24 protein-coding genes are annotated in these 17,340 nt (G+C 69.0%); 19 read left to right on the forward strand and 5 right to left on the reverse strand.

Annotation, left to right across the window (positions count from 1 at the left end; all coding sequences use genetic code 11):
* Positions 1–41 precede the first annotated feature (41 nt).
* Together P7V53_RS18690 and P7V53_RS18695 are read left to right on the forward strand one after the other, a co-directional pair.
* Positions 42–1,544: a DEAD/DEAH box helicase gene (locus P7V53_RS18690; protein WP_280151022.1), complete on the forward strand. Its 1,503-nt coding sequence runs from the start codon at positions 42–44 to the stop codon at positions 1,542–1,544.
* 101 nt (positions 1,545–1,645) lie between these two features.
* Positions 1,646–2,143, forward strand: a complete 498-nt coding sequence (locus P7V53_RS18695; protein ID WP_280151023.1) for a hypothetical protein — start codon at positions 1,646–1,648, stop codon at positions 2,141–2,143.
* A 6-nt stretch (positions 2,144–2,149) separates the two neighbouring features.
* On the opposite strand, the gene P7V53_RS18700 is transcribed toward P7V53_RS18695, so the two are convergent.
* The 3 genes from P7V53_RS18700 to P7V53_RS18710 form a co-directional block, all read right to left on the reverse strand.
* On the reverse strand, positions 2,150–3,175 hold the full coding sequence (locus tag P7V53_RS18700) for a CaiB/BaiF CoA-transferase family protein (RefSeq protein ID WP_280151024.1): 1,026 nt from the start codon (positions 3,173–3,175) through the stop codon (positions 2,150–2,152).
* Positions 3,172–4,026: a 2OG-Fe(II) oxygenase gene (locus P7V53_RS18705; RefSeq protein WP_280151025.1), complete on the reverse strand. Its 855-nt coding sequence runs from the start codon at positions 4,024–4,026 to the stop codon at positions 3,172–3,174. Before P7V53_RS18705 ends, P7V53_RS18700 begins: the two co-directional genes overlap by 4 nt.
* Positions 4,027–4,096: 70 nt before the next feature.
* Positions 4,097–4,735 (reverse strand): NAD(P)-binding domain-containing protein, encoded by a 639-nt coding sequence (locus P7V53_RS18710; RefSeq protein ID WP_280151026.1) that lies wholly within the window; start codon positions 4,733–4,735, stop codon positions 4,097–4,099.
* Positions 4,736–4,849: 114 nt separating this feature from the next.
* Here P7V53_RS18710 and P7V53_RS18715 point away from each other — a divergent pair, with 114 nt between their 5' ends.
* Positions 4,850–5,869 (forward strand): LysR family transcriptional regulator, encoded by a 1,020-nt coding sequence (locus P7V53_RS18715; RefSeq protein WP_280151027.1) that lies wholly within the window; start codon positions 4,850–4,852, stop codon positions 5,867–5,869.
* Here P7V53_RS18715 and yaaA read toward each other — a convergent pair.
* Both yaaA and P7V53_RS18725 read right to left on the reverse strand, forming a co-directional pair.
* A complete protein-coding gene (yaaA, locus tag P7V53_RS18720) occupies positions 5,803–6,582 on the reverse strand; it encodes a peroxide stress protein YaaA (protein ID WP_280151028.1) in 780 nt (259 codons plus the stop codon). The genes P7V53_RS18715 and yaaA overlap by 67 nt on opposite strands.
* Before the next feature lie 29 nt (positions 6,583–6,611).
* Entirely contained in the window at positions 6,612–9,752 is a 3,141-nt protein-coding gene (locus P7V53_RS18725; protein ID WP_280151029.1) for an error-prone DNA polymerase, read from the reverse strand.
* Positions 9,753–9,815: 63 nt separating this feature from the next.
* Here P7V53_RS18725 and P7V53_RS18730 point away from each other — a divergent pair, with 63 nt between their 5' ends.
* From P7V53_RS18730 to P7V53_RS18805, 16 genes are all read left to right on the forward strand, one after another.
* Positions 9,816–10,283 (forward strand): GNAT family N-acetyltransferase, encoded by a 468-nt coding sequence (locus P7V53_RS18730; RefSeq protein WP_280151030.1) that lies wholly within the window; start codon positions 9,816–9,818, stop codon positions 10,281–10,283.
* 70 nt (positions 10,284–10,353) lie between these two features.
* On the forward strand, positions 10,354–10,659 hold the full coding sequence (locus P7V53_RS18735; protein WP_280151031.1) for a DUF1330 domain-containing protein: 306 nt from the start codon (positions 10,354–10,356) through the stop codon (positions 10,657–10,659).
* Between the two features lie 71 nt (positions 10,660–10,730).
* Positions 10,731–11,105 (forward strand): nuclear transport factor 2 family protein, encoded by a 375-nt coding sequence (locus P7V53_RS18740; protein ID WP_280151032.1) that lies wholly within the window; start codon positions 10,731–10,733, stop codon positions 11,103–11,105.
* 41 nt (positions 11,106–11,146) lie between these two features.
* A complete protein-coding gene (locus P7V53_RS18745) occupies positions 11,147–11,578 on the forward strand; it encodes a GNAT family N-acetyltransferase (protein WP_280151033.1) in 432 nt (143 codons plus the stop codon).
* Complete coding sequence (locus tag P7V53_RS18750; protein ID WP_280151034.1) at positions 11,568–12,038, forward strand: GNAT family N-acetyltransferase; 471 nt, start codon at positions 11,568–11,570, stop codon at positions 12,036–12,038. Before P7V53_RS18745 ends, P7V53_RS18750 begins: the two co-directional genes overlap by 11 nt.
* Positions 12,039–12,135: 97 nt before the next feature.
* Positions 12,136–12,540 (forward strand): OsmC family protein, encoded by a 405-nt coding sequence (locus P7V53_RS18755; RefSeq protein ID WP_280151035.1) that lies wholly within the window; start codon positions 12,136–12,138, stop codon positions 12,538–12,540.
* Positions 12,541–12,593: 53 nt separating this feature from the next.
* Entirely contained in the window at positions 12,594–12,752 is a 159-nt protein-coding gene (locus P7V53_RS18760) for a hypothetical protein (protein WP_280151036.1), read from the forward strand.
* 188 nt (positions 12,753–12,940) lie between these two features.
* Positions 12,941–13,291 carry an NIPSNAP family protein gene (locus tag P7V53_RS18765; RefSeq protein WP_280151037.1) on the forward strand — a complete coding sequence of 117 codons (351 nt, stop codon included), beginning with the start codon at positions 12,941–12,943 and terminating at the stop codon, positions 13,289–13,291.
* Positions 13,291–13,623 (forward strand): antibiotic biosynthesis monooxygenase, encoded by a 333-nt coding sequence (locus P7V53_RS18770; protein ID WP_280151038.1) that lies wholly within the window; start codon positions 13,291–13,293, stop codon positions 13,621–13,623. The genes P7V53_RS18765 and P7V53_RS18770 overlap by 1 nt, the downstream gene beginning before the upstream one ends.
* A 1-nt stretch (position 13,624) precedes the next feature.
* Positions 13,625–13,891, forward strand: coding sequence for a DUF2277 domain-containing protein (locus P7V53_RS18775; RefSeq protein WP_280151039.1), 267 nt, complete (start codon positions 13,625–13,627; stop codon positions 13,889–13,891).
* Positions 13,892–13,900: 9 nt separating this feature from the next.
* Positions 13,901–14,089 (forward strand): hypothetical protein, encoded by a 189-nt coding sequence (locus tag P7V53_RS18780; protein ID WP_280151040.1) that lies wholly within the window; start codon positions 13,901–13,903, stop codon positions 14,087–14,089.
* Between the two features lie 28 nt (positions 14,090–14,117).
* Positions 14,118–14,633, forward strand: coding sequence for a GNAT family N-acetyltransferase (locus P7V53_RS18785; protein WP_280151041.1), 516 nt, complete (start codon positions 14,118–14,120; stop codon positions 14,631–14,633).
* Complete coding sequence (locus P7V53_RS18790) at positions 14,630–15,076, forward strand: GNAT family N-acetyltransferase (protein WP_280151042.1); 447 nt, start codon at positions 14,630–14,632, stop codon at positions 15,074–15,076. Before P7V53_RS18785 ends, P7V53_RS18790 begins: the two co-directional genes overlap by 4 nt.
* Positions 15,073–16,107, forward strand: coding sequence for a GNAT family N-acetyltransferase (locus tag P7V53_RS18795; RefSeq protein WP_280151043.1), 1,035 nt, complete (start codon positions 15,073–15,075; stop codon positions 16,105–16,107). The genes P7V53_RS18790 and P7V53_RS18795 overlap by 4 nt, the downstream gene beginning before the upstream one ends.
* A gap of 133 nt (positions 16,108–16,240) precedes the next feature.
* A complete protein-coding gene (locus tag P7V53_RS18800) occupies positions 16,241–16,624 on the forward strand; it encodes a nuclear transport factor 2 family protein (RefSeq protein ID WP_280151044.1) in 384 nt (127 codons plus the stop codon).
* The gene (locus P7V53_RS18805) at positions 16,621–17,265 is read left to right on the forward strand and encodes a glutathione S-transferase family protein (RefSeq protein WP_280151045.1); all 645 of its coding nucleotides are present in this window, start codon (positions 16,621–16,623) and stop codon (positions 17,263–17,265) included. Before P7V53_RS18800 ends, P7V53_RS18805 begins: the two co-directional genes overlap by 4 nt.
* Positions 17,266–17,340: the final 75 nt, after the last annotated feature.

Genomic DNA, 17,340 nt, shown 5'->3' on the forward strand with positions numbered 1-17,340 from the left:
CCGAGAAGCTCGAGCGACAGGCCGATCCCCGATGGACCCCCATGTCTTTTGACTCTCTCGGCCTTGCCGAGCCGCTGCTGCGTGCCGTGCACGAACAGGGCTACACCACGCCCACGCCGATCCAGGCGCAAGCCATTCCCGCAGTGCTGTCCGGCGGCGACCTGCTCGCCGGCGCCCAGACCGGCACCGGCAAGACCGCCGGCTTCACGCTGCCGATGCTTCACCGGCTGGCGCAAAAGCCCGCAGTGCGCGACGCCAAGGGCCGCCTGCCCATCCGCGCGCTGATCCTCACACCGACACGCGAGCTTGCCGCGCAGGTGGAAGAAAGCGTGCGCACCTACGGCAAGTACCTCAAGCTCACGTCGATGGTGATGTTCGGCGGCGTCGGCATGCAGCCGCAGATCGACAAGCTGCGGCGCGGCATCGACATCCTCGTGGCCACGCCCGGCCGCCTGCTCGACCACCACCAGCAGCGCACGCTCGACCTGAGCCATGTCGAGATCTTCGTGCTCGACGAAGCCGATCGCATGCTGGACATGGGCTTCATCCACGACATCAAGAAAGTGCTGGCGATCGTGCCGCCGCAGAAGCAGAGCCTGCTCTTCTCGGCAACGTTCAGCGACGAGATCAAGAACCTCGCCGATCGCCTGCTGAACAAGCCGGCGCTGATCGAGGTGGCCCGCCGCAACCAGACCGCCGACACGATCGCTCAGAAGGTGCACCCGGTCGGCCGCGAGCTGAAGAAGGACCTGCTCACGCACCTGATCAAGACCAACGACTGGCACCAGGTCCTCGTCTTCACCCGCATGAAGCACGGCGCGAACCGCCTCGTCGAGCACCTGCTCAAGCAAGGCATCAGCGCGATGGCGATCCACGGCAACAAGAGCCAGGGCGCGCGCACCAAGGCGCTGGCCGATTTCAAGAGCGGCGAGCTGCGCGTGCTGGTCGCCACCGACATCGCCGCCCGCGGCATCGACATCGACCAGCTGCCGCATGTCGTCAACTTCGAAATGCCCAACGTGCCCGAGGACTACGTGCACCGCATCGGCCGTACCGGCCGCGCCGGCGCACAAGGCGAGGCGGTGTCGCTGGTGTGCCTGGACGAAGAGATCTTCCTGCGCGACATCGAGAAGCTGATCAAGCGCGAGATTCCCCGGGAAGCCGTCAACGGGTTCGGCCCGCCCGCCGGCGAGAAGGCCGAACCCATCGTGCTGGGGCGCATGGTCATCGGCACCGGCGCAGGCCGCGGCGGCCACCGCCACGCCAGCGCCCCACGCGGCGGCCACGCGCCTGCCGGCGGGGCGCATCCCCACCGCGGCCGCCAGGACAGCGGCTCGCGCGCACCGGCGCCGGCGCGCGGCCATCATCCGCCGGCAGCCCCGGCGCACGCCAAGGGCGGCGGCACCCACGGCACGCCGGCGCGGCACAGCGGCAACGCACCGGCGCGCGCGGCCGCACCGCCGGCCGCCGGCGGCGCACCGGCGCCGCGTCCGGAGCGCCGCGATGCCAAGCCGCTGCCGCGGCTGACGCAACCCAAGCGCTGACGCAACCCAAGCGCTGACGCGCACGCTTGCATTCCGAAGCGACTGGACACAGACGGTCGCTCGCGCGCGCGTTAGCGTGAAAGGTTCTGGAGGATTCGCCCATGCACAACACTTGGCGCACCGCCTGGCAGGGCCAGGACATCGTGGTCTTTCGCGACGAGGCCGAGGTGGATCGCGTGAACGCCGGTCAGATCGAGCGCATCGTTTTCGTCTACTCGGGCAGTGGCGATTCGCCCGGCGACCTGCAGTTCGCCGTCGTCACCACCCCGGACGACTGCATCATCTTTCCCGCGGACACGGGCTTTGCCGGCCGCGTCAACTTCGAGCGCATCGATTACTGGGCGAATCGCGGCTGCGTGTACTGGGCTCCCCAGTCCAAGGCACCGCTGCCGATGCGCCTGCGCCGCGGCCGGTTCTGGCTGCGCCTGTCGTCTTCGCCGGCCTTCACCCGCGTGCCGCGCGGCGAGTTGGCGCCGCTGATCGACCATTGGCCGCTCGAAGGCCCGCAGACTTGGGAGCAGCGCAAATGGCGGCGCATCGAGCGCAGCCGGCCCTTCGCCAAGCGCGACGAATCCTCCACGCACAAGGTGCGTGCCTGATCGCTCTCAGGTGAACAGCGGATGCCGCTGCGCCTCGTCCAGGCGCAGTACCGGCGTCACGCAGCAATCGACGGGGTCGAACAGGGCCAGCCAGTGCGCGAGCGGCCGGGCGCCGATCAGCGCGGCCAGCTCGTCGCGCAGGGCCATCGCCGCATCCCCGCCCGGGGCTTCTCCGAGCGACCAGTGACGCTGGCCCCACTGGGGTCGGCCGATCGCTTCGCACAGGGCCTGCCAGAACTTCAGTTCCAGCGCGCCGACGGCCAGATGCCGGGCGTCGGCGGTGCCGTAAACCCCGTAACAGGGCGCACCGCCTGAGAGCAGGTCGCGGCCCGGCGACGGCACCTTGCCGGTGGCCGCCAGCGTGGCGCCGGCGAGAACATGGTGACGCAGCACCTCGTGCGCCATCGAGATGTCGACGTAGCGCCCCCGTCCGTGGCGTTGCGCGGACACCAGCGCCGCGAGCAGGCCCGAGAGCGCGGCCTGCGCTCCGCCGAGCAGGTCGCCGATCTGGAAATTGGGCAGTGCGATCTCGCCGTCCGGCGTGGCGATCTGCTCCAGCACGCCCGCCATGGCGATGTAGTTGATGTCGTGCCCCGCGCGTCCCGACCACGGGCCCCGCTGCCCGTAGCCGCTGATGGCGCAGACCACGAGGCGCGGATTCGCCGCGTGCAGCGTCTCCCATGCCAGACCCAGGCGCTGCATCACGCCGGGGCGGAATCCTTCGATCAGCACGTCGGCTTCGCGCGCCATCTCGAGGAGGCGATCGCGCCCCGCGGCCTCGCGCAGGTCCAGCCGCAGCAGCGTCTTGCCGGCGTTGAGCCTGCGAAACGTCAGGCTGGGCCGTTGCGCGGCGATGTCCTCGGCCGTGAGGCCCATGTAGCGCGCGCCGTCGTCCTGGCCGATGGGGCCTTCGATCTTGATGACCTCGGCGCCCCATTCGGCGAGATGCCGGGTGGCCAGCGGACCGGGCAGCAGCCGCGTCAGATCGAGCACCCGGATGCCGGACAGCGGCGCGTCCGGTGCGACGGTCACTCGAAGCGCCCTTCCCTCAGCCACTTGGTCGCGACCCACTTCTCGCCCTCGATGACGGGTGCGCCGCCGTGCAGCGAGCGGGTCATCGGGTGCGGACGGTCGTAGCTGAAGAAGACGGCGTTGCCCTTGATCGGGGCGACGTCGAAGTGCACGTCGGGAAAGACGGTCGCACCACCGCGCGTCGGCGTGTTCAGGTACATGACCAGCGAGGCCACGCGCTGCCCGCCGCGCTTGAGGATGCCCGGGGTGCCGGGCTGGGTGGGATCGAAGTAGTCGTAGTGCGGCTTGTATTCCGCGCCGGGGCGGTAGCGCAGCACCTGCAGGCCCTCGCCATTCTCGATCGGCCACTGCAGCAGGCTTGCGATGCGCGCCTCGATGCGCCGGCAGACGTCGTTCTCGCCGCGCAGGAAGAACATGCCTTCGCTGGTGCGCGCCTCGTTCACCTCGCTGGCGCCGGTGTGCAGCTGGACCGTCTCGGAGCGCGCCAGGCGCTGGCGCGCCAGCTCCACCATCTCGTCGCACTCGTCGTGGGACAGCAAGCTGCCGAAGACGACCACACGCGGGCTGCGCATGCTCGCCAACACCTGCACGTCGCGGTCGCCCGCCTGCAGGATGACCTCGCCGTCGAGCGACATCGGCTCGGGAACGACGACCGGCGGCGGCAGGCCGTTCGCCTTGGCGTGGTCGACGAGGAAGCCGCGCAGCGTCTCCTCGAGCGCGACGACCGCCACCTCCTCGGCCCAGCCGCTGTCCATCATCGACTTGAGCACCGCTTCGGGCGGCTGGCCGGCGGAGGCCTGCGTGACGATCCACTGACGCAGTTCGGGGGTGATTTGCTGGGGCGCGTTCATCCCGCAATTTTGCCGGATGGCGGCCGCCGACGACCCCCGTATGTTTCCGGTCGTAGCCCCGTGGCAGCGGCTACTTCAGCAGCCGGAACGCATGCGACCACTCGTTGCGCTGCAGCCCCGGAATGCACCACAGCATGCACAGCGGCTCGATGGCGCGCGCGGCCACCGCCGGCCCCATGTCGGCCACCTCCCAGCCCAGCTCGCGCACCAGGCCCCCCACGGCGTGCCGCGCCCGCTCGTCGTCGCCGCAGATGAACATCGTGGGCGGCCCGCCCTCGAACGACGGATCGATCATGTGGGCGGCGCCGACCGAGTTGAAGGCCTTCACGAACTTCAGCTCGGGATACTCGCGCTGCAGCTGCTCGTGCAGCGATTCGCCGGGCCCGGTGAAGAACCGCAGCACCCCGTGCAGCGGCGGCTCGTCGGCAATCGGGTTGGTGGTGTCGATGATGGTCTTGCCGGCCAGCAGGTGCGCGCCGGCCGCGCGCACCGCAGCGACGGCCGCGTGGCCCTTGACCGCCAGCACCGCGATGTCGCCGAAGCCGGCGGCGTCGGCGAAAGTGCCGACCCGGGCTCGCGGATGTGCGGCCTGCCACTCGGCCAGCTTGGCCGGCGAGCCGGTGCCGAGCACGACGTCGTGCCCATGTTGGAGAAGGCCCGCCCCCAGCGACTGGGCCACGCTGCCGGAACCGAGAATGCCGATCTTCATGAGGCGCTCCTTGCGTCATCGAAAGTGAAGGTGTGGTCACTCTAGGCTTCGCATGTCGCAACTGGAAGTCATCAACGGTTGATGCATTGTTGACTTCGGGTTGACAATGTCCGCATGAAGCAACTGCAGGGCCTGCTGGCCTTCGTCGAGGCCGCGGGCACCGGCAGCCTCACCGCCGCCGCCGAGCGGCTGGAGGTCACGCCGGCCGCCGTCAGCAAGAGCCTCGCGCGGCTGGAAGAGCAGCTCGGCGTGCGGCTGCTCAACCGCAGCACGCGCCGCATCGCGCTCACCACCGAAGGCGCAGGCTTCCTCGACAAGGCGAGGCTGGCGCTGCGCGCGCTCGACGACGCGGTGGCCGACGTGTCGCACGCGGCGCGCACGCCCGCCGGCCGCGTGCGCATCTCGGTGGGCATGTCGTTCGGCCGCCGCTGGGTGCTGCCTGTGCTGCCAGCGCTCACGCAGCGTCATCCCGAGCTCGCGATCGAAGTGGATCTCGACAACCGCCCCGCCGACCTGGTCGCCGAAGGCTTCGACATCGGCATCCGCGGCGGCATCGTCGAGGACAGCAGCCTGGTGGCGCGGCGCGTCTGCCGGCTGCCGCTCGTGCTGGTCGCCTCGCCGGCGTACCTCAAGCAGGCCGGCGTGCCGGAAAGCGTGGACGACCTCGGCGGGCATCGCTGCATCGCCTTGCGCTATGCCAACACCGGCACGGCGCCTTGGCGCTTCAAGCGGCCCGGCGGGCGGCGCGTCGACTTCACGCCCGATGCGGCGCTGGCGGTCAGCGACCCCGAGGCATTGATCGACCTGGTGCTGGCGCATGCCGGCATCGCCCAGACCGGCCTGCATCACGCGCTGCCTTACCTGCGCTCGGGCCGGCTCAAGGTGGTGATGCACGGCCTGCACGATCCCGGCGAGCGCGAGTTCGTGCTGCACTACCCGCACCGGCAATACCTCGCGCCCCGGGTGCGCGTGGTGGTGGAGGCGCTGCTCGCGCACTTCGCGCAGTCGGCCGACCTGCACCTTACGGCCGAGGGCATCGCGGCCTATGCCGCGATGCCCCTGACCGCTCAGCCGGCCAGCCGTCGGCGGAACACCAGGCGGTACGGCTCGGAGGCGCCGGCGTCGAAGCGGTAGCCCTCGAGGTCGAATTTCCTGAGTCCCGGCGGCGTGGCGATGCGCTTGCGGATGGCGTAGCGCGCCATCAGCCCGCGTGCCCGCTTGGCGAAGAAGCTGATGATCTTGTAGCGGCCGCCCTTCCAATCCTCGAAGACGCACTCGATCACCCGTGCCTTGAGCGCCTGCCGGTCGGCCGCTCGGAAATACTCCTGCGAGGCGAGGTTCACGATCACCGGCGAGGCGTCGGCAGCGAGGCGCTGGTTGAGGTGCTCGGCGATGGTGTCGCCCCAGAATTCGTACAGGTTGCGGCCGCGCGCGGTGGCCAGCGGCGTGCCCATCTCCAGGCGGTAGGGCTGCAGCCTGTCGAGCGGCCGCAGCACCCCGTACAGGCCCGAGAGAATCGCCACATGCTGCTGAGCCCAGGCGATGTCATCGTCGCTGAGCGAGCCGGCCGCCAGCCCTGCGTAGACGTCGCCGTCGAAGGCGTACACCGCCGGCTTGCTGTTCTTCGCCGTGAAACGCGGCGACCAGGCCGCGTAGCGGCCGACATTGAGCGTGGCAAGCGATTCGGAGAGGTCCATCAGCTCGGCGATGTCGGCGGCGGACCGGGTTCTCAGCGTGGCGATGAGCTCCCCGGTGCGGGCGAGGAACTGCGGCCTGGTCGGCGTCACGGCGATCGGCACCGGGGTGTCGTAGTCGAGCGACTTGGCGGGGGAGAGGACGAAGAGCATGGGGCGGGACTCTAGCCCGACAGCGCCCGTCACCGGAAATTCCGGCTCTTCGCCGCCAGCCCCTGCAGCAGCTGCGAGTGATCGATCAGCTTGATCGCCACCAGGTGCATCACGTCGCCCTCGCGCTGCCATTGCCCGTACACCGTGAGCAGCGTGGATCCCAGCAGCGGCCGGCGCTGCGTCTCGACCACCTTGGGCCAGACGATGACATTGACCTGGCCGGTCTCGTCTTCCAGCGTGACGAACACCGTGCCCTTGGCGGTTTCAGGGCGCTGGCGGTGGGTGACCAGCCCGCTGGCGCGCGCCAGCCGCCCGCCAGGGTAGGTCTTGAGCACGGCAGCCGGCTCGACGCGAAAGCGCGCCAGCGTGTCGCGCAGCAGCGCCACCGGATGTCGGTTGAGCGTGAGGCCCAGCGCGCGGTAGTCGGCCAGCGTGTCGTCGACCTCGCTGGGCGGCGCCAGCTGCGCCGGCGCCTCGTGCACGCGGGTGGAGCGCAGCATCTCGGTGGGCCGGGTGTCGATGCCGGCCACGCCCCAGGCCGCCTGGTGACGATGTCCGGCCAGGCTCTTGAGCGCATCGGCTTCGGCCAGCACCTGAAGGTCGTGGGCATTGAGACGAGCGCGGCGCGCCAGGTCCTCGATGCCGGCGAAGGCTTGCTCGCCGCGCGCGTTCACCATGCGCTCCGCGGCCTCCTGCGACAGCCCGCTGACGCGGTTGAGGCCCAGGCGCACGGCGCGCAGTCCGTCACCCTCGCCCTCGCCTTCCAGCACGCACTCCCACACGCTGACCGTCACGTCGACCGGCAGCACCCTCACGCCGTGCTCGCGCGCGTCGCGCACCAGCTGGGCGGGGGCATAGAAGCCCATCGGCTGGCTGTTGAGCAGGCCGGCGAGGAAGGCGTCGGGGTGGTGGCGCTTGATCCAGCTGCTGTCGTAGGCCAGCAGCGCGAAGCCGGCGGCGTGGCTTTCGGGGAAGCCGTATTCGCCGAAGCCCTGGATCTGCTTGAAGATGCTCTCGGCGTAGTCACGGTCGTAGCCCTTGTCGACCATGCGCCCCACCAGCCGCTGATGAAACGGCCCCAGGCCGCCCCTGCGCTTCCAGGCGGCCATGGCGCGGCGCAGCTTGTCGGCTTCGCCGGGGGTGAAGTCGGCGGCCAGCATCGCGATCTGCATCACCTGCTCCTGGAAGATCGGAACGCCCTTGGTGCGCATCAGCGCGGGACGGATCTCCTCGGGACAGTCGATGTCCTTGTCCTCCAGCGTGCGGTTGCGCAGGTACGGATGCACCATGCCGCCCTGGATGGGACCGGGCCGCACGATCGCGACCTCGACCACCAGGTCGTAGTAGGTGCGCGGCTTCAGCCGCGGCAGCATGCTCATCTGCGCGCGGCTCTCGATCTGGAACACGCCCACGGTGTCGGCCTGGCAGATCATGTCGTAGGTGGCCGGGTCCTCGTCGGGGATCTCCTGCATCTCGAACACCCGGCCCTTCTTCTGGCCGATGAAGGCGAGCGAGCGGCGCATTGCGCTCAGCATGCCGAGCGCCAGCACGTCGACCTTGATGAGGCCCAGCGTGTCCAGGTCGTCCTTGTCCCACTGCACGACGCTGCGCTCGGGCATGGCAGCGTTCTCCACCGGCACGAGCTGCTCGATCTGGTCGCGCGCGATGACGAAGCCGCCGGGATGCTGCGACAGGTGGCGTGGAAAGCCGATGAGCTGCTGCGTGAGCTCGACCCACAGCCGAACCAGCGGCGCCTCGGGATCGAAGCCGTTTTCGCGCAGGCGCTCGGCGCTGATGCTGCGCCCGTCGAACCAGTGCTGGCCCTTGGCCACTGCGTCGATACGCTGGAGGTCGATGCCCAGCGCGCGTCCCACGTCGCGCACCGCGGAGCGCGGCCGGTAGCAGATGACCACCGCGGTGAGCGCGGCGCGATGGCGTCCGTACTTCTTGTAGATGTACTGGATGACCTCTTCGCGGCGCTGGTGCTCGAAGTCGATGTCGATGTCGGGCGGCTCGTTGCGCTCTGCGCTGATGAAGCGCTCGAACAGCAGCGAGGCGCGCTTGGGATCGACCTCGGTGACCTGCAGGCAGTAGCACACCACCGAGTTGGCGGCGCTCCCGCGTCCCTGGCAGAGGATGCCCTGCTCGCGCGCCCAGCGCACGATGTCGGCAACGGTGAGGAAATAAGGCTCGTAGCGAAGCTGCCGGATGAGCGCGAGCTCGTGCTCGATCTGCGCACGGATATGGTCGGGCAGCCCTTGCGGAAAGCGCTTGGGCACGCCGGCGTAGGTGAGATTGCGCAGATGGCTGGTGGGTGTTTCGCCCGGCGGCACGATCTCCTCGGGGTACTCGTACTTCAGCTCGGACAGCGAGAAGCGGCAGCGGCCCGCCAGCACCAGCGTGTTCTCCAGCCATTGCGCCTCGTACAGCGCGGCGAGCCGCCCGCGCGAGCGCAGGTGCTGCTCGGCGTTGGACGCGAGCCCCAGACCGCACTGCGCCACCGGGACATTGAGCCGGGTGGCGGTGAGCGTGTCCTGCAGCGGCTTGCGCGAGCGCAGGTGCATCAGCACGTCGCCGGCCGCGACGATGGGCAGCTCGGTGAACTGCGCCACGCGCCGCACCATGTCGACCAGCTCGGGATCGCCGGCGCGGTGCAGCAGCTCGATGGCGATGGCGGCGCGATCCTGGAACCAGGTCCTCAGCCACATCGCGTGGGCGAAGACTTCCTCGAATGGCTGCGCGGCGTGCGGCACCAGCAAGGCCAGGCAGTCGGGCAGGCCGGCCAGCGTGGGGGCGTTGGGGATCTTGCCTTCGACGTCGCCTGGATGCGCCAGGTAAGCCCCCTTGGCCGCGCGGCGCCGGGCCACGGTGATCCAGTGCGACAGGTTGCCGTAGCCGCGCCGCGTCTGCGCCAGCAGCACCAGCCGTGCATGCGGCGTTCCGCTGTCGGGCAGATGCAGCCGCATCTCGCTGCCGATGACGAGGTGCAGCTTGCAGCGCTCGGCCTCCGCATGCGCCCGCACGACACCGGCCACCGTGCATTCATCGGTGATGGCCAGTGCGCTGTAGCCCAGCGCCTGCGACCGCTCGACCAGCTCTTCGGGGTGCGAGGCACCGGTGAGAAAGCTGAAGTTGCTGCGGCAGTGGAGTTCGGCGTAGGGAGGAAGCATGGGAAAGCTCTGGTGCGCGAAACTACTGTACTTCCATACAGTATGGATGCACAATGCCCCCTCATGGACAAGGACAGCCCCGAAGCAAGGCTGAGCGCCGTCGCGCCAGCGGAAGCCGAACCGGTACGCCGGCTCATGGAGCGTGTCATCGTGGCCAGCCTCGCCGATGCATCGGTTCGCCTGGACACCCTCGCGAACGTGAACCGCAATGTCGACTACTGGCTCACCCACTCGCAACAGTGCGTCCACATCAAGGCGGTCCTGGGCGATGAGCTGGTGGGCGTCGTGCTCGTGAAGGACTTCTGGAACCTGTGCAGCCTGTTCGTCGACCAGCGCGTCCAGGGCACGGGCATAGGCCGCCGTCTGGTCGCGACAGCCAGCGTTGCGTGCAGCGGCAGAAGCCCCAAGCAGGCGCTGTTTCTCAACGCGGCCTCGCACGCCGTCGGCTTCTATGAACGGCTCGGCTTCGTTCCGCGCGAATCCAATCAGCCCCTTCCGCCGGGCTTTCGCCCCATGCAACTGGCGCTGTGAAGGCCTCAACAACGCCTGCCGCGGCCCGGCGGCACAATCGCCTCCCCGTCCACTGCATCGTGAGGTTTGAATGACCAAGGGATACTGGATCGTGCGGGTCGACGTCGCGGACCCGGAGCGGTACAAGGCCTACATCGCCGCGAACGCCGCCCCGCTGAAGGAATACGGTGCCCGCTTTCTCGTTCGCGCCGGTCGGTTCGAGAATCCCGAAGGCAGCAGCCGTCCGCGCAATGCGGTGATCGAGTTCCCGAGCTATCAGGCGGCATTGGACTGCTGGCACTCCCCGCAGTACCAGGAGGCCATGCAGCTTCGCCTGCCGGTGTCCACGGCCGACGTCGTCATCATCGAGGGCTACGAGGGCCCTCAGCCGGAGTAGCCGAAAGCAAACCGCCACCCTGCCGTGCAGGCGTCACCGCTGCGCGAACCGTTTCTCGCACCGAGCCCACCATGCCGAGCCCCGAAACGTTGGAACGCTTCATCGCCCGTGTCGAAGAGAACGCTCACGCCGAAGCGGTCGAGGAGTTCTACGCGGAGAACTCCTCGATGCGGGAGAACCTCGGCGAGCCCCGGGTGGGTCGCGCACTGCACGTGGCCAACGAGCGCAAGGTGCTCGCCCGGGCGCGGTCAGTGCAGTCGCAGTGCGTGCGTCCGGTCTTCGTGAACGGCGACCACGTGGTCGTCCGCTGGATCTTTCGCTTCGAGTGGCTGGACGGAACCGTCACGCGCATGGAAGAGCTGGCCTGGCAGCGGTGGGAAGGCGAGCGCATCGCCGAGGAGCAGTTCTTCTACGATCCGGCGCAGCGCGTGCCGCGCATGCCGTAGCAAGCGTCCCGGCTTGTGCACACCCATCCGCAGGAGACCGCATGTCCCTCGCCTGGTCCGATTCCACCGCCGACCTCGACTGGAACGAGCTCGCCGCGCTGTACCGTGCGGCCCCGCTCGGCAACAAGAACGCCGCCGATCTGCAGATCGCCTTCTCCAACAGCCGCTTCCGCTGCTTCGTGCGCGACGGCGGCCGGCTGGTGGGTGTCGGCCGCGCACTGTCGGACGGGGTCGACTGCTCCTACATCTGCGACGTCGCCGTGCTGCCCAGTCACCAGGGAACGGGCCTCGGCAAGGAGATCATCGGCCGACTCGTGAGCCTGTCACGCGGGCACCGCAAGATCATTCTCTACGCCGTCCCCGGCAAGGAGCCCTTCTATCGCAAATTCGGCTTCCGCCGCATGACGACCGCGATGGCGATCTTCGCGGATCAGGCACAGGCTTTCGAGCGGGGGTACCTGGATGAAGCCTGAGCCGAGCGCCGTCGCCGTGCGTCCCGTGGCACGTGCGGATTTCGATGCATGGAAGCCGCTGTGGGACGGCTACAACGCGTTCTACGGCCGCCACGGCGACAGCGCGCTTGCCGAGGCCGTGACGCGGGCCACCTGGGAGCGCTTCTTCGACCCGGCCGAGCCGGTTCATGCGCTCGTCGCCGATGTGTCGGGACGCCTGCTCGGCCTGGCGCACTACCTCTTTCATCGCAGCACGATTCAGATCGCGCCCACCTGCTACCTGCAGGACCTGTTCACGCACGAGCAGGCGCGTGGACAGGGCGTCGGCCGATCGCTGATCGAGGCGGTGGCCGTGCATGCCAAGGCGGCCGACGCCGGGCGCGTGTACTGGCATACGCAGGCCACCAACACCGTCGCCAGGCGTCTGTACGACGCAGTGGGGCAGGACTCCGGCTTCATCGTCTACCGCAAGCCGCTGTGAACGGTGCGCCGCGATGCGAGGTCATCGCTGGCGCGGGCCCGTGCAGCCCTAAGCTTGGTGGTGACCCTCTCATTCACCTGCACTGAAGGCGCAACCGATGGAGATCGCTGCTCTCGTCAAGAATCAGCCGGGCCAGCACGAAGCCACGGTCCGCACCGGTGACGTGGCCCAGCCGGTGCACATCGCACCCAAGCCCAAGGGCGGCTCCGCGCTCAACGGCGGCGAGCTGCTGATGCTGGCCATTGCCACCTGCTACTGCAACGACCTGTACCGCGAGGCACAGCGCCTGGGCATTCCCCTCGATGGCGTCGAGGTGGAAGCCAGCGCGCAATTCCCGGGCATCGGCCTGGCCGCCACCGACATCCGCTACAGCGCGCGCATTGCATCGACGGCGCCGCCGGAGGCCATCGCCGAGCTGCTGCGCCAGACCGACGCCGTGGCCGAAATCCACAACACCTTGCGCGCCGGCGCAGCGGTCACCTTGACGTCCCCCTCCCCATGACCGCAGCCACGCCGGAAAGAATCGTCCCGCGCCAACTGGAGGCCTGAACGCCCATGACGTCGAAGACCTGCTGGACACCTGCGCGCCTGACGCGCTGGAGTTCGAATGTCCGGCCGAGGATCGAGCGGGGCGCGATCTGCGAAGTGCTCGAAGCCAAGATCCGCGGTGCCTGCGTCGTGTTGGGTCGCAAGACACTCGACACCGCCCGCTGAGTCGCCGCGCGCGACGCGAACGGCCATGGCCTCGCGCAAACCCCGCTGATGACCAACGCCCGCAACGCGATTGGTGCCAATGCGCGCGAGCGTCCCGCTCTCTGCCAACTCGGCGAAGATACGCGCCGCATCCTCCGGGTGCCGGCGCCAAACCGGTGACGGCCCCGCGACACGAGCCGGTCACCACCATGAAACTTCTGGTTGAAATTCGCTCCTACAAGCTCAAGCCCGGCAGCGCCGCGCAGTTCCATGACGCTGTTGTCTCCACGGTCATCCCGCTGCTGCGCAGTTGGAACACCGACGTCGTCGCACACGGGCCGTCGGCCCACGAGCCCGACACTTACTTCCTCGTCCGCGCATACGCCGATCTCGATGATCTGCATGCGCAGCAGGACGCGTTCTACGGCTCCGACGCCTGGCGACAGGGACCCCGCGAATCGATCATCTCTCTGATCGAGACCTACCTGAACACCGTGCTGTGGCTGTCGCCCGAGTCCATCGAAGACCTTCGCCGCTCCAACGCGGCTGCCCCGCGGTGATGGAGCGACGCATCATCGCGCGCCATTGGCGAGGCATCGCCAAGCCCGACGCCGCCTCGGCCTACATCGATCATCTGCGAGCCGAAACCTTTCCGGCACTGCGCGAGCTGCCCGGTTTCATCGATGCCGCCATTCTTCGCCGTGACGTGCCCCAAGGGGTGGAATTCCTGGTGGTCACGCACTGGATCTCCATCGACGCCATCCGTGCGTTCGCCGGCGACCCGGTCGACATCGCCGTCGTGCCGACGAAGGTCGAGCACATGATGGTCGAGTACGACCGCATGGTCCGTCACTACGAGGTCGCCGAAGCGGCGTCCCAGGGAGCAGCGTGACATGTGCAGGAACATCAAGACCCTCTTCAACTTCGAACCTCCCGCCACCGAGGAGGAGATACGCGCCGCTTCGCTGCAGTTCGTGCGCAAGCTCAGCGGCTTCAACAGCCCGTCCAAGGCCAACCAGGCCGCCTTCGACCGCGCGGTCGAAGACGTCGCCGCCGCGGCCGGCGTGCTGATCGGCTCGCTCGTCACCACCGCCGATCCGCGCGATCGCGAGATCGAGGCCGCGCGTGCCCGTGCCAGATCAGCGGCGCGCTTCGGTTGAGCGGCGCTCATGGGCATCACCAACCGGCTATGGCACGAGCAGAACCGTATGCCGCCGCGCCCCTCGGCCGATGAGCGCATCCGCTGGCATCTGGCTCATGCAAGCCACTGCGCATGCCGACCCGTTCCGCACGGGGTGATCGCCCTGATGCGCTCCCGCGGCATCATGCCGCCCGACCCGCACACACCCGCCCGCTAGGATGGGCTGAACAGCACACTCCATCGTCATGCCCAGCATTCGTCTGCTGCAGCCCTCGGACTCGCTCGTCGAGCTCACCACGCTGCTCCACCGTGCCTACGCCAGCCTCGCGCGCATGGGCCTCAACTACACCGCCGTGGACCAGACACCCGAGACGACCGCGCAGCGCATACAAGGCGGCACCTGCTGGGTGGCCACGCACGGTGCGTCGCTGGTCGGGACCCTCCTCGCCCAGCCCACCCACGCGAAGAGCAACTGCGAGTACTTCACGCGCCCGGGAGTCGCCTGCGTCCACCAGTTCGCCGTCGACCCGGATCACCAGGGCCGCGGGCTGGGACGACAGTTGCTGCAGCTGGCCGAACAGTGGGCCGCCGACCGCGGATACACCGAGCTCGCCATGGACACTGCCGAGCCGGCGACGCACCTCGTCGAGCTGTACGGCCGGCTCGGCTACCGCCCGGTGGGCTCGGTGCAGTGGCGCGGCAAGGTGTATCGCAGCGTCGTGCTGAGCAAGCCGCTGGTCGCCGGCATCACCCCTCCATGAACGCCCAGGACCTCCCCAGCTTCACCGTCCACGACGACGTGCCTGCGGATGAAGGCCGCATGGTCGACGACGGCCTGGGTCGATACAACGAATCGGCGGCGCCGCTGCACGAGGTGCGGCCGCTGTCCTGCTTTGCCAGGACAGCGTCGGGGCAGGTCATCGGCGGCGCGGTCGGGCGAACCTGGGGCGAATGCTGCGAGCTGCAGCAGCTGTGGGTCGAAGAACCCCTGCGCGGTCGCGGCATCGGCACGCGGCTGGTCCGCGAGTTCGAGCACCGCGCCGCCGAGCGCGGCTGCAGCACCTTCTATCTCGAGACCTTCAGCTTCCAGGCGCCCGGCCTGTACCGCTCGCTGGGCTACGAGCCGAAGCTCGAGCTTCACGGATACGCGCCGGGCATCGTCAAGTACATCATGGTCCGCGCAGTGGCGCGAGCTGAGCGATGAACATCCGTCCCGCGCTCGCGAACGAGGCCGAACGTCTGTCGACCATCGCCCTCGCGGCGAAAGGCCGCTGGCCTTACTCGCCGGCGCAGATCGACGCATGGCGAGCCGACCTGACGCTCGCGCCGGAATCGATTTCCGCCCTGCATGTCCATGTGGCCGAGGTCCGCGGCGAGGTGGTCGGTTTCTACGCGCTCGATCATCCCGGCGACGAGTTGCAGCTCGAGCACTTGTGGGTCCATCCCGACCACGTCGGACAAGGCATCGGGCGCGGGCTGCTGGCACATGCCCTGCAACTGGCCGCCGAGCACGGCGCGAGCGAGATCGCCATCGACGCCGACCCGCATGCCGAGCCCTTCTACCTCGCCTGCGGCGCCCGCCGCGTCGGCACGGTGGCTGCGCCCATTGAGGGATCGCCGCAGCGGGCAAGACCGCAGCTTCGCCTGGCGACACGCATCCCGGTCTTCGCGGTCGGCACGCTGCGTGCGCTCGAGTTCGGTGCGGCGGACGTGCCAGCGCTGCAGGCCTTCTTCGACGCCAATCCCGACTACTTCGTCGGCGCCACCGGCCAGCCCGCCGAGCAGGACGAAGCGCTGCGCGAGCTGAACGATTCGCCTCCCGCCGGCTGGTCGTACACGAAGAAGTGGCTGCTGGGCTTTGTCGACGACCGCGGCGCGCTGGCCGGCGTGGCCAACGTCTGGTCCGATTTCCTCGTCGAAGGCACCTGGCACATCGGGCTGTTCATCGTCGCGTCGTCGCTGCACGGCAGCGGCACTGCCCAGGCCCTGCACGGCGGGCTCGAGCACTGGATGCGTAACGCGGGCGGACGCTGGATCCGCCTTGGCGTGGTCAAGGGACGCGAGCGGGCCGAGCGCTTCTGGCAGCGCATGGGCTACACCGAGGTCCGCCAGCGCACCAGCATCGCCATGGGACAGCGGGTCAACGACCTGCGCGTGATGGCCAAGCCATTGGGCGACGCCGGCCTGGACGTCTACCTGGCCCGCATGGCTCGCGACAACCCCGGTGCGCCGTGAGCCACGACTGCACCGGGGCCCATTCGCCGCCGCGACCATTCGCGCGCCTTCCCTTCGAGCGGGTGCATGTGTCCCATGCGTCCGCGGCAGCCGGCCGCCAGGCTTTCGGCGGCGTACTCCCGAGGTGAACTGCATGTCCTTGTCTGCCATCGACGTGGTGCGCGAATACTGGCGACTCATGGCCACCAACAACTTCCACGCGGTCGGCGCGGTGCTGGCCGATGACTATGTGATGGACTGGCCGCTGTCGAACGAGCGCCTGCGCGGCCGCGAGCGCTTCGCAGCGATGAACAGCGAATTCCCTGCGCACGGCCCGTGGCGCTTCGAGGTGCACCGCGTCGTCGGCAATGACAGCGAGGCGGTGTCCGATGTCAGCGTCACCGACGGCGTGCAGCACGGCCGGGCCATCAGCTTCTTCACGGTGCGCGACGGCCGCATCCACCGGCAGGTCGAGTTCTGGCCCGAACCTTACGAGCCGCCTGCCAATCGCAAGCACCTGATGGAGCCGATCGAATGAGCGAGACGGAAGGCCTGCACACCCTGTACGGCAGTCAGGGATCCGGTTCCGCGGCCGTCGAGGTGGCGCTGGAGCGCACCGGCGCGCCGTTTCGCATCATCCGCGCCTCCTCGTGGGAGCCCGACTCGGCGCTCGGCGAGCTCGAGAAGCTCAATCCGCTGAGGCAGGTCCCGACGCTGCAATTGCCCGACGGCAGCGTGCTCACCGAAAGCGCCGCCATCCTCGTCCACCTGGGGCTCTCGTTCCCCGCGTCGGGGCTGCTGCCCGCCGACGCGACTGCCCGCGCCCAGTCCATCCGCGGCCTGGTGTTCATTACCGCCAACTGCTACTCGGCCATCAGCATCATCGACTTCCCCGAGCGCTGGATCGCCGACCCCGACGAGGCGGCGAACGAACGCATCCGCCGCGCGGCCCGCGGGCGCCTGCATCAGCATTGGCAGATGTTTGCCGACACCTTTGCCGCGCGCCCCTTCCTCAGCGGCGACGAGCCCGGCGCACTCGACTTCCTGGCCGCCGTCGTGTCCAGGTGGTCCGGCACGCGGCCGCATCTGCGAACGCACCGCCCCGAGTTCCTTTCGGTGCTCGAGCGCATCGAGGCGCATCCTTCGGTGGCATCGGTATTCGCGCGGCACTGGCCGTGATGTCTGGAGGCTGCGGCACGCCGCTTGCCGCACCGAGGTGATCATCCCGGCGCGGCCTCGCGCCCGTCGGGTTCG

Source organism: Piscinibacter sp. XHJ-5, from assembly GCF_029855045.1.
GTDB lineage: Bacteria > Pseudomonadota > Gammaproteobacteria > Burkholderiales > Burkholderiaceae_C > Albitalea.

Coding starts and splice junctions, on each gene's coding strand:
- P7V53_RS18690 (WP_280151022.1), top strand. CDS start 42: ATGTCTTTTGACTCTCTCGGCCTTGCCGAGCCGCTGCTGCGTGCCGTG.
- P7V53_RS18695 (WP_280151023.1), top strand. CDS start 1,646: ATGCACAACACTTGGCGCACCGCCTGGCAGGGCCAGGACATCGTGGTC.
- P7V53_RS18705 (WP_280151025.1), bottom strand. CDS start 4,026: ATGAACGCGCCCCAGCAAATCACCCCCGAACTGCGTCAGTGGATCGTC.
- P7V53_RS18710 (WP_280151026.1), bottom strand. CDS start 4,735: ATGAAGATCGGCATTCTCGGTTCCGGCAGCGTGGCCCAGTCGCTGGGG.
- P7V53_RS18715 (WP_280151027.1), top strand. CDS start 4,850: ATGAAGCAACTGCAGGGCCTGCTGGCCTTCGTCGAGGCCGCGGGCACC.
- yaaA (WP_280151028.1), bottom strand. CDS start 6,582: ATGCTCTTCGTCCTCTCCCCCGCCAAGTCGCTCGACTACGACACCCCG.
- P7V53_RS18725 (WP_280151029.1), bottom strand. CDS start 9,752: ATGCTTCCTCCCTACGCCGAACTCCACTGCCGCAGCAACTTCAGCTTT.
- P7V53_RS18730 (WP_280151030.1), top strand. CDS start 9,816: ATGGACAAGGACAGCCCCGAAGCAAGGCTGAGCGCCGTCGCGCCAGCG.
- P7V53_RS18735 (WP_280151031.1), top strand. CDS start 10,354: ATGACCAAGGGATACTGGATCGTGCGGGTCGACGTCGCGGACCCGGAG.
- P7V53_RS18740 (WP_280151032.1), top strand. CDS start 10,731: ATGCCGAGCCCCGAAACGTTGGAACGCTTCATCGCCCGTGTCGAAGAG.
- P7V53_RS18745 (WP_280151033.1), top strand. CDS start 11,147: ATGTCCCTCGCCTGGTCCGATTCCACCGCCGACCTCGACTGGAACGAG.
- P7V53_RS18750 (WP_280151034.1), top strand. CDS start 11,568: ATGAAGCCTGAGCCGAGCGCCGTCGCCGTGCGTCCCGTGGCACGTGCG.
- P7V53_RS18755 (WP_280151035.1), top strand. CDS start 12,136: ATGGAGATCGCTGCTCTCGTCAAGAATCAGCCGGGCCAGCACGAAGCC.
- P7V53_RS18760 (WP_280151036.1), top strand. CDS start 12,594: ATGACGTCGAAGACCTGCTGGACACCTGCGCGCCTGACGCGCTGGAGT.
- P7V53_RS18765 (WP_280151037.1), top strand. CDS start 12,941: ATGAAACTTCTGGTTGAAATTCGCTCCTACAAGCTCAAGCCCGGCAGC.
- P7V53_RS18770 (WP_280151038.1), top strand. CDS start 13,291: ATGGAGCGACGCATCATCGCGCGCCATTGGCGAGGCATCGCCAAGCCC.
- P7V53_RS18775 (WP_280151039.1), top strand. CDS start 13,625: ATGTGCAGGAACATCAAGACCCTCTTCAACTTCGAACCTCCCGCCACC.
- P7V53_RS18780 (WP_280151040.1), top strand. CDS start 13,901: ATGGGCATCACCAACCGGCTATGGCACGAGCAGAACCGTATGCCGCCG.
- P7V53_RS18785 (WP_280151041.1), top strand. CDS start 14,118: ATGCCCAGCATTCGTCTGCTGCAGCCCTCGGACTCGCTCGTCGAGCTC.
- P7V53_RS18790 (WP_280151042.1), top strand. CDS start 14,630: ATGAACGCCCAGGACCTCCCCAGCTTCACCGTCCACGACGACGTGCCT.
- P7V53_RS18795 (WP_280151043.1), top strand. CDS start 15,073: ATGAACATCCGTCCCGCGCTCGCGAACGAGGCCGAACGTCTGTCGACC.
- P7V53_RS18800 (WP_280151044.1), top strand. CDS start 16,241: ATGTCCTTGTCTGCCATCGACGTGGTGCGCGAATACTGGCGACTCATG.
- P7V53_RS18805 (WP_280151045.1), top strand. CDS start 16,621: ATGAGCGAGACGGAAGGCCTGCACACCCTGTACGGCAGTCAGGGATCC.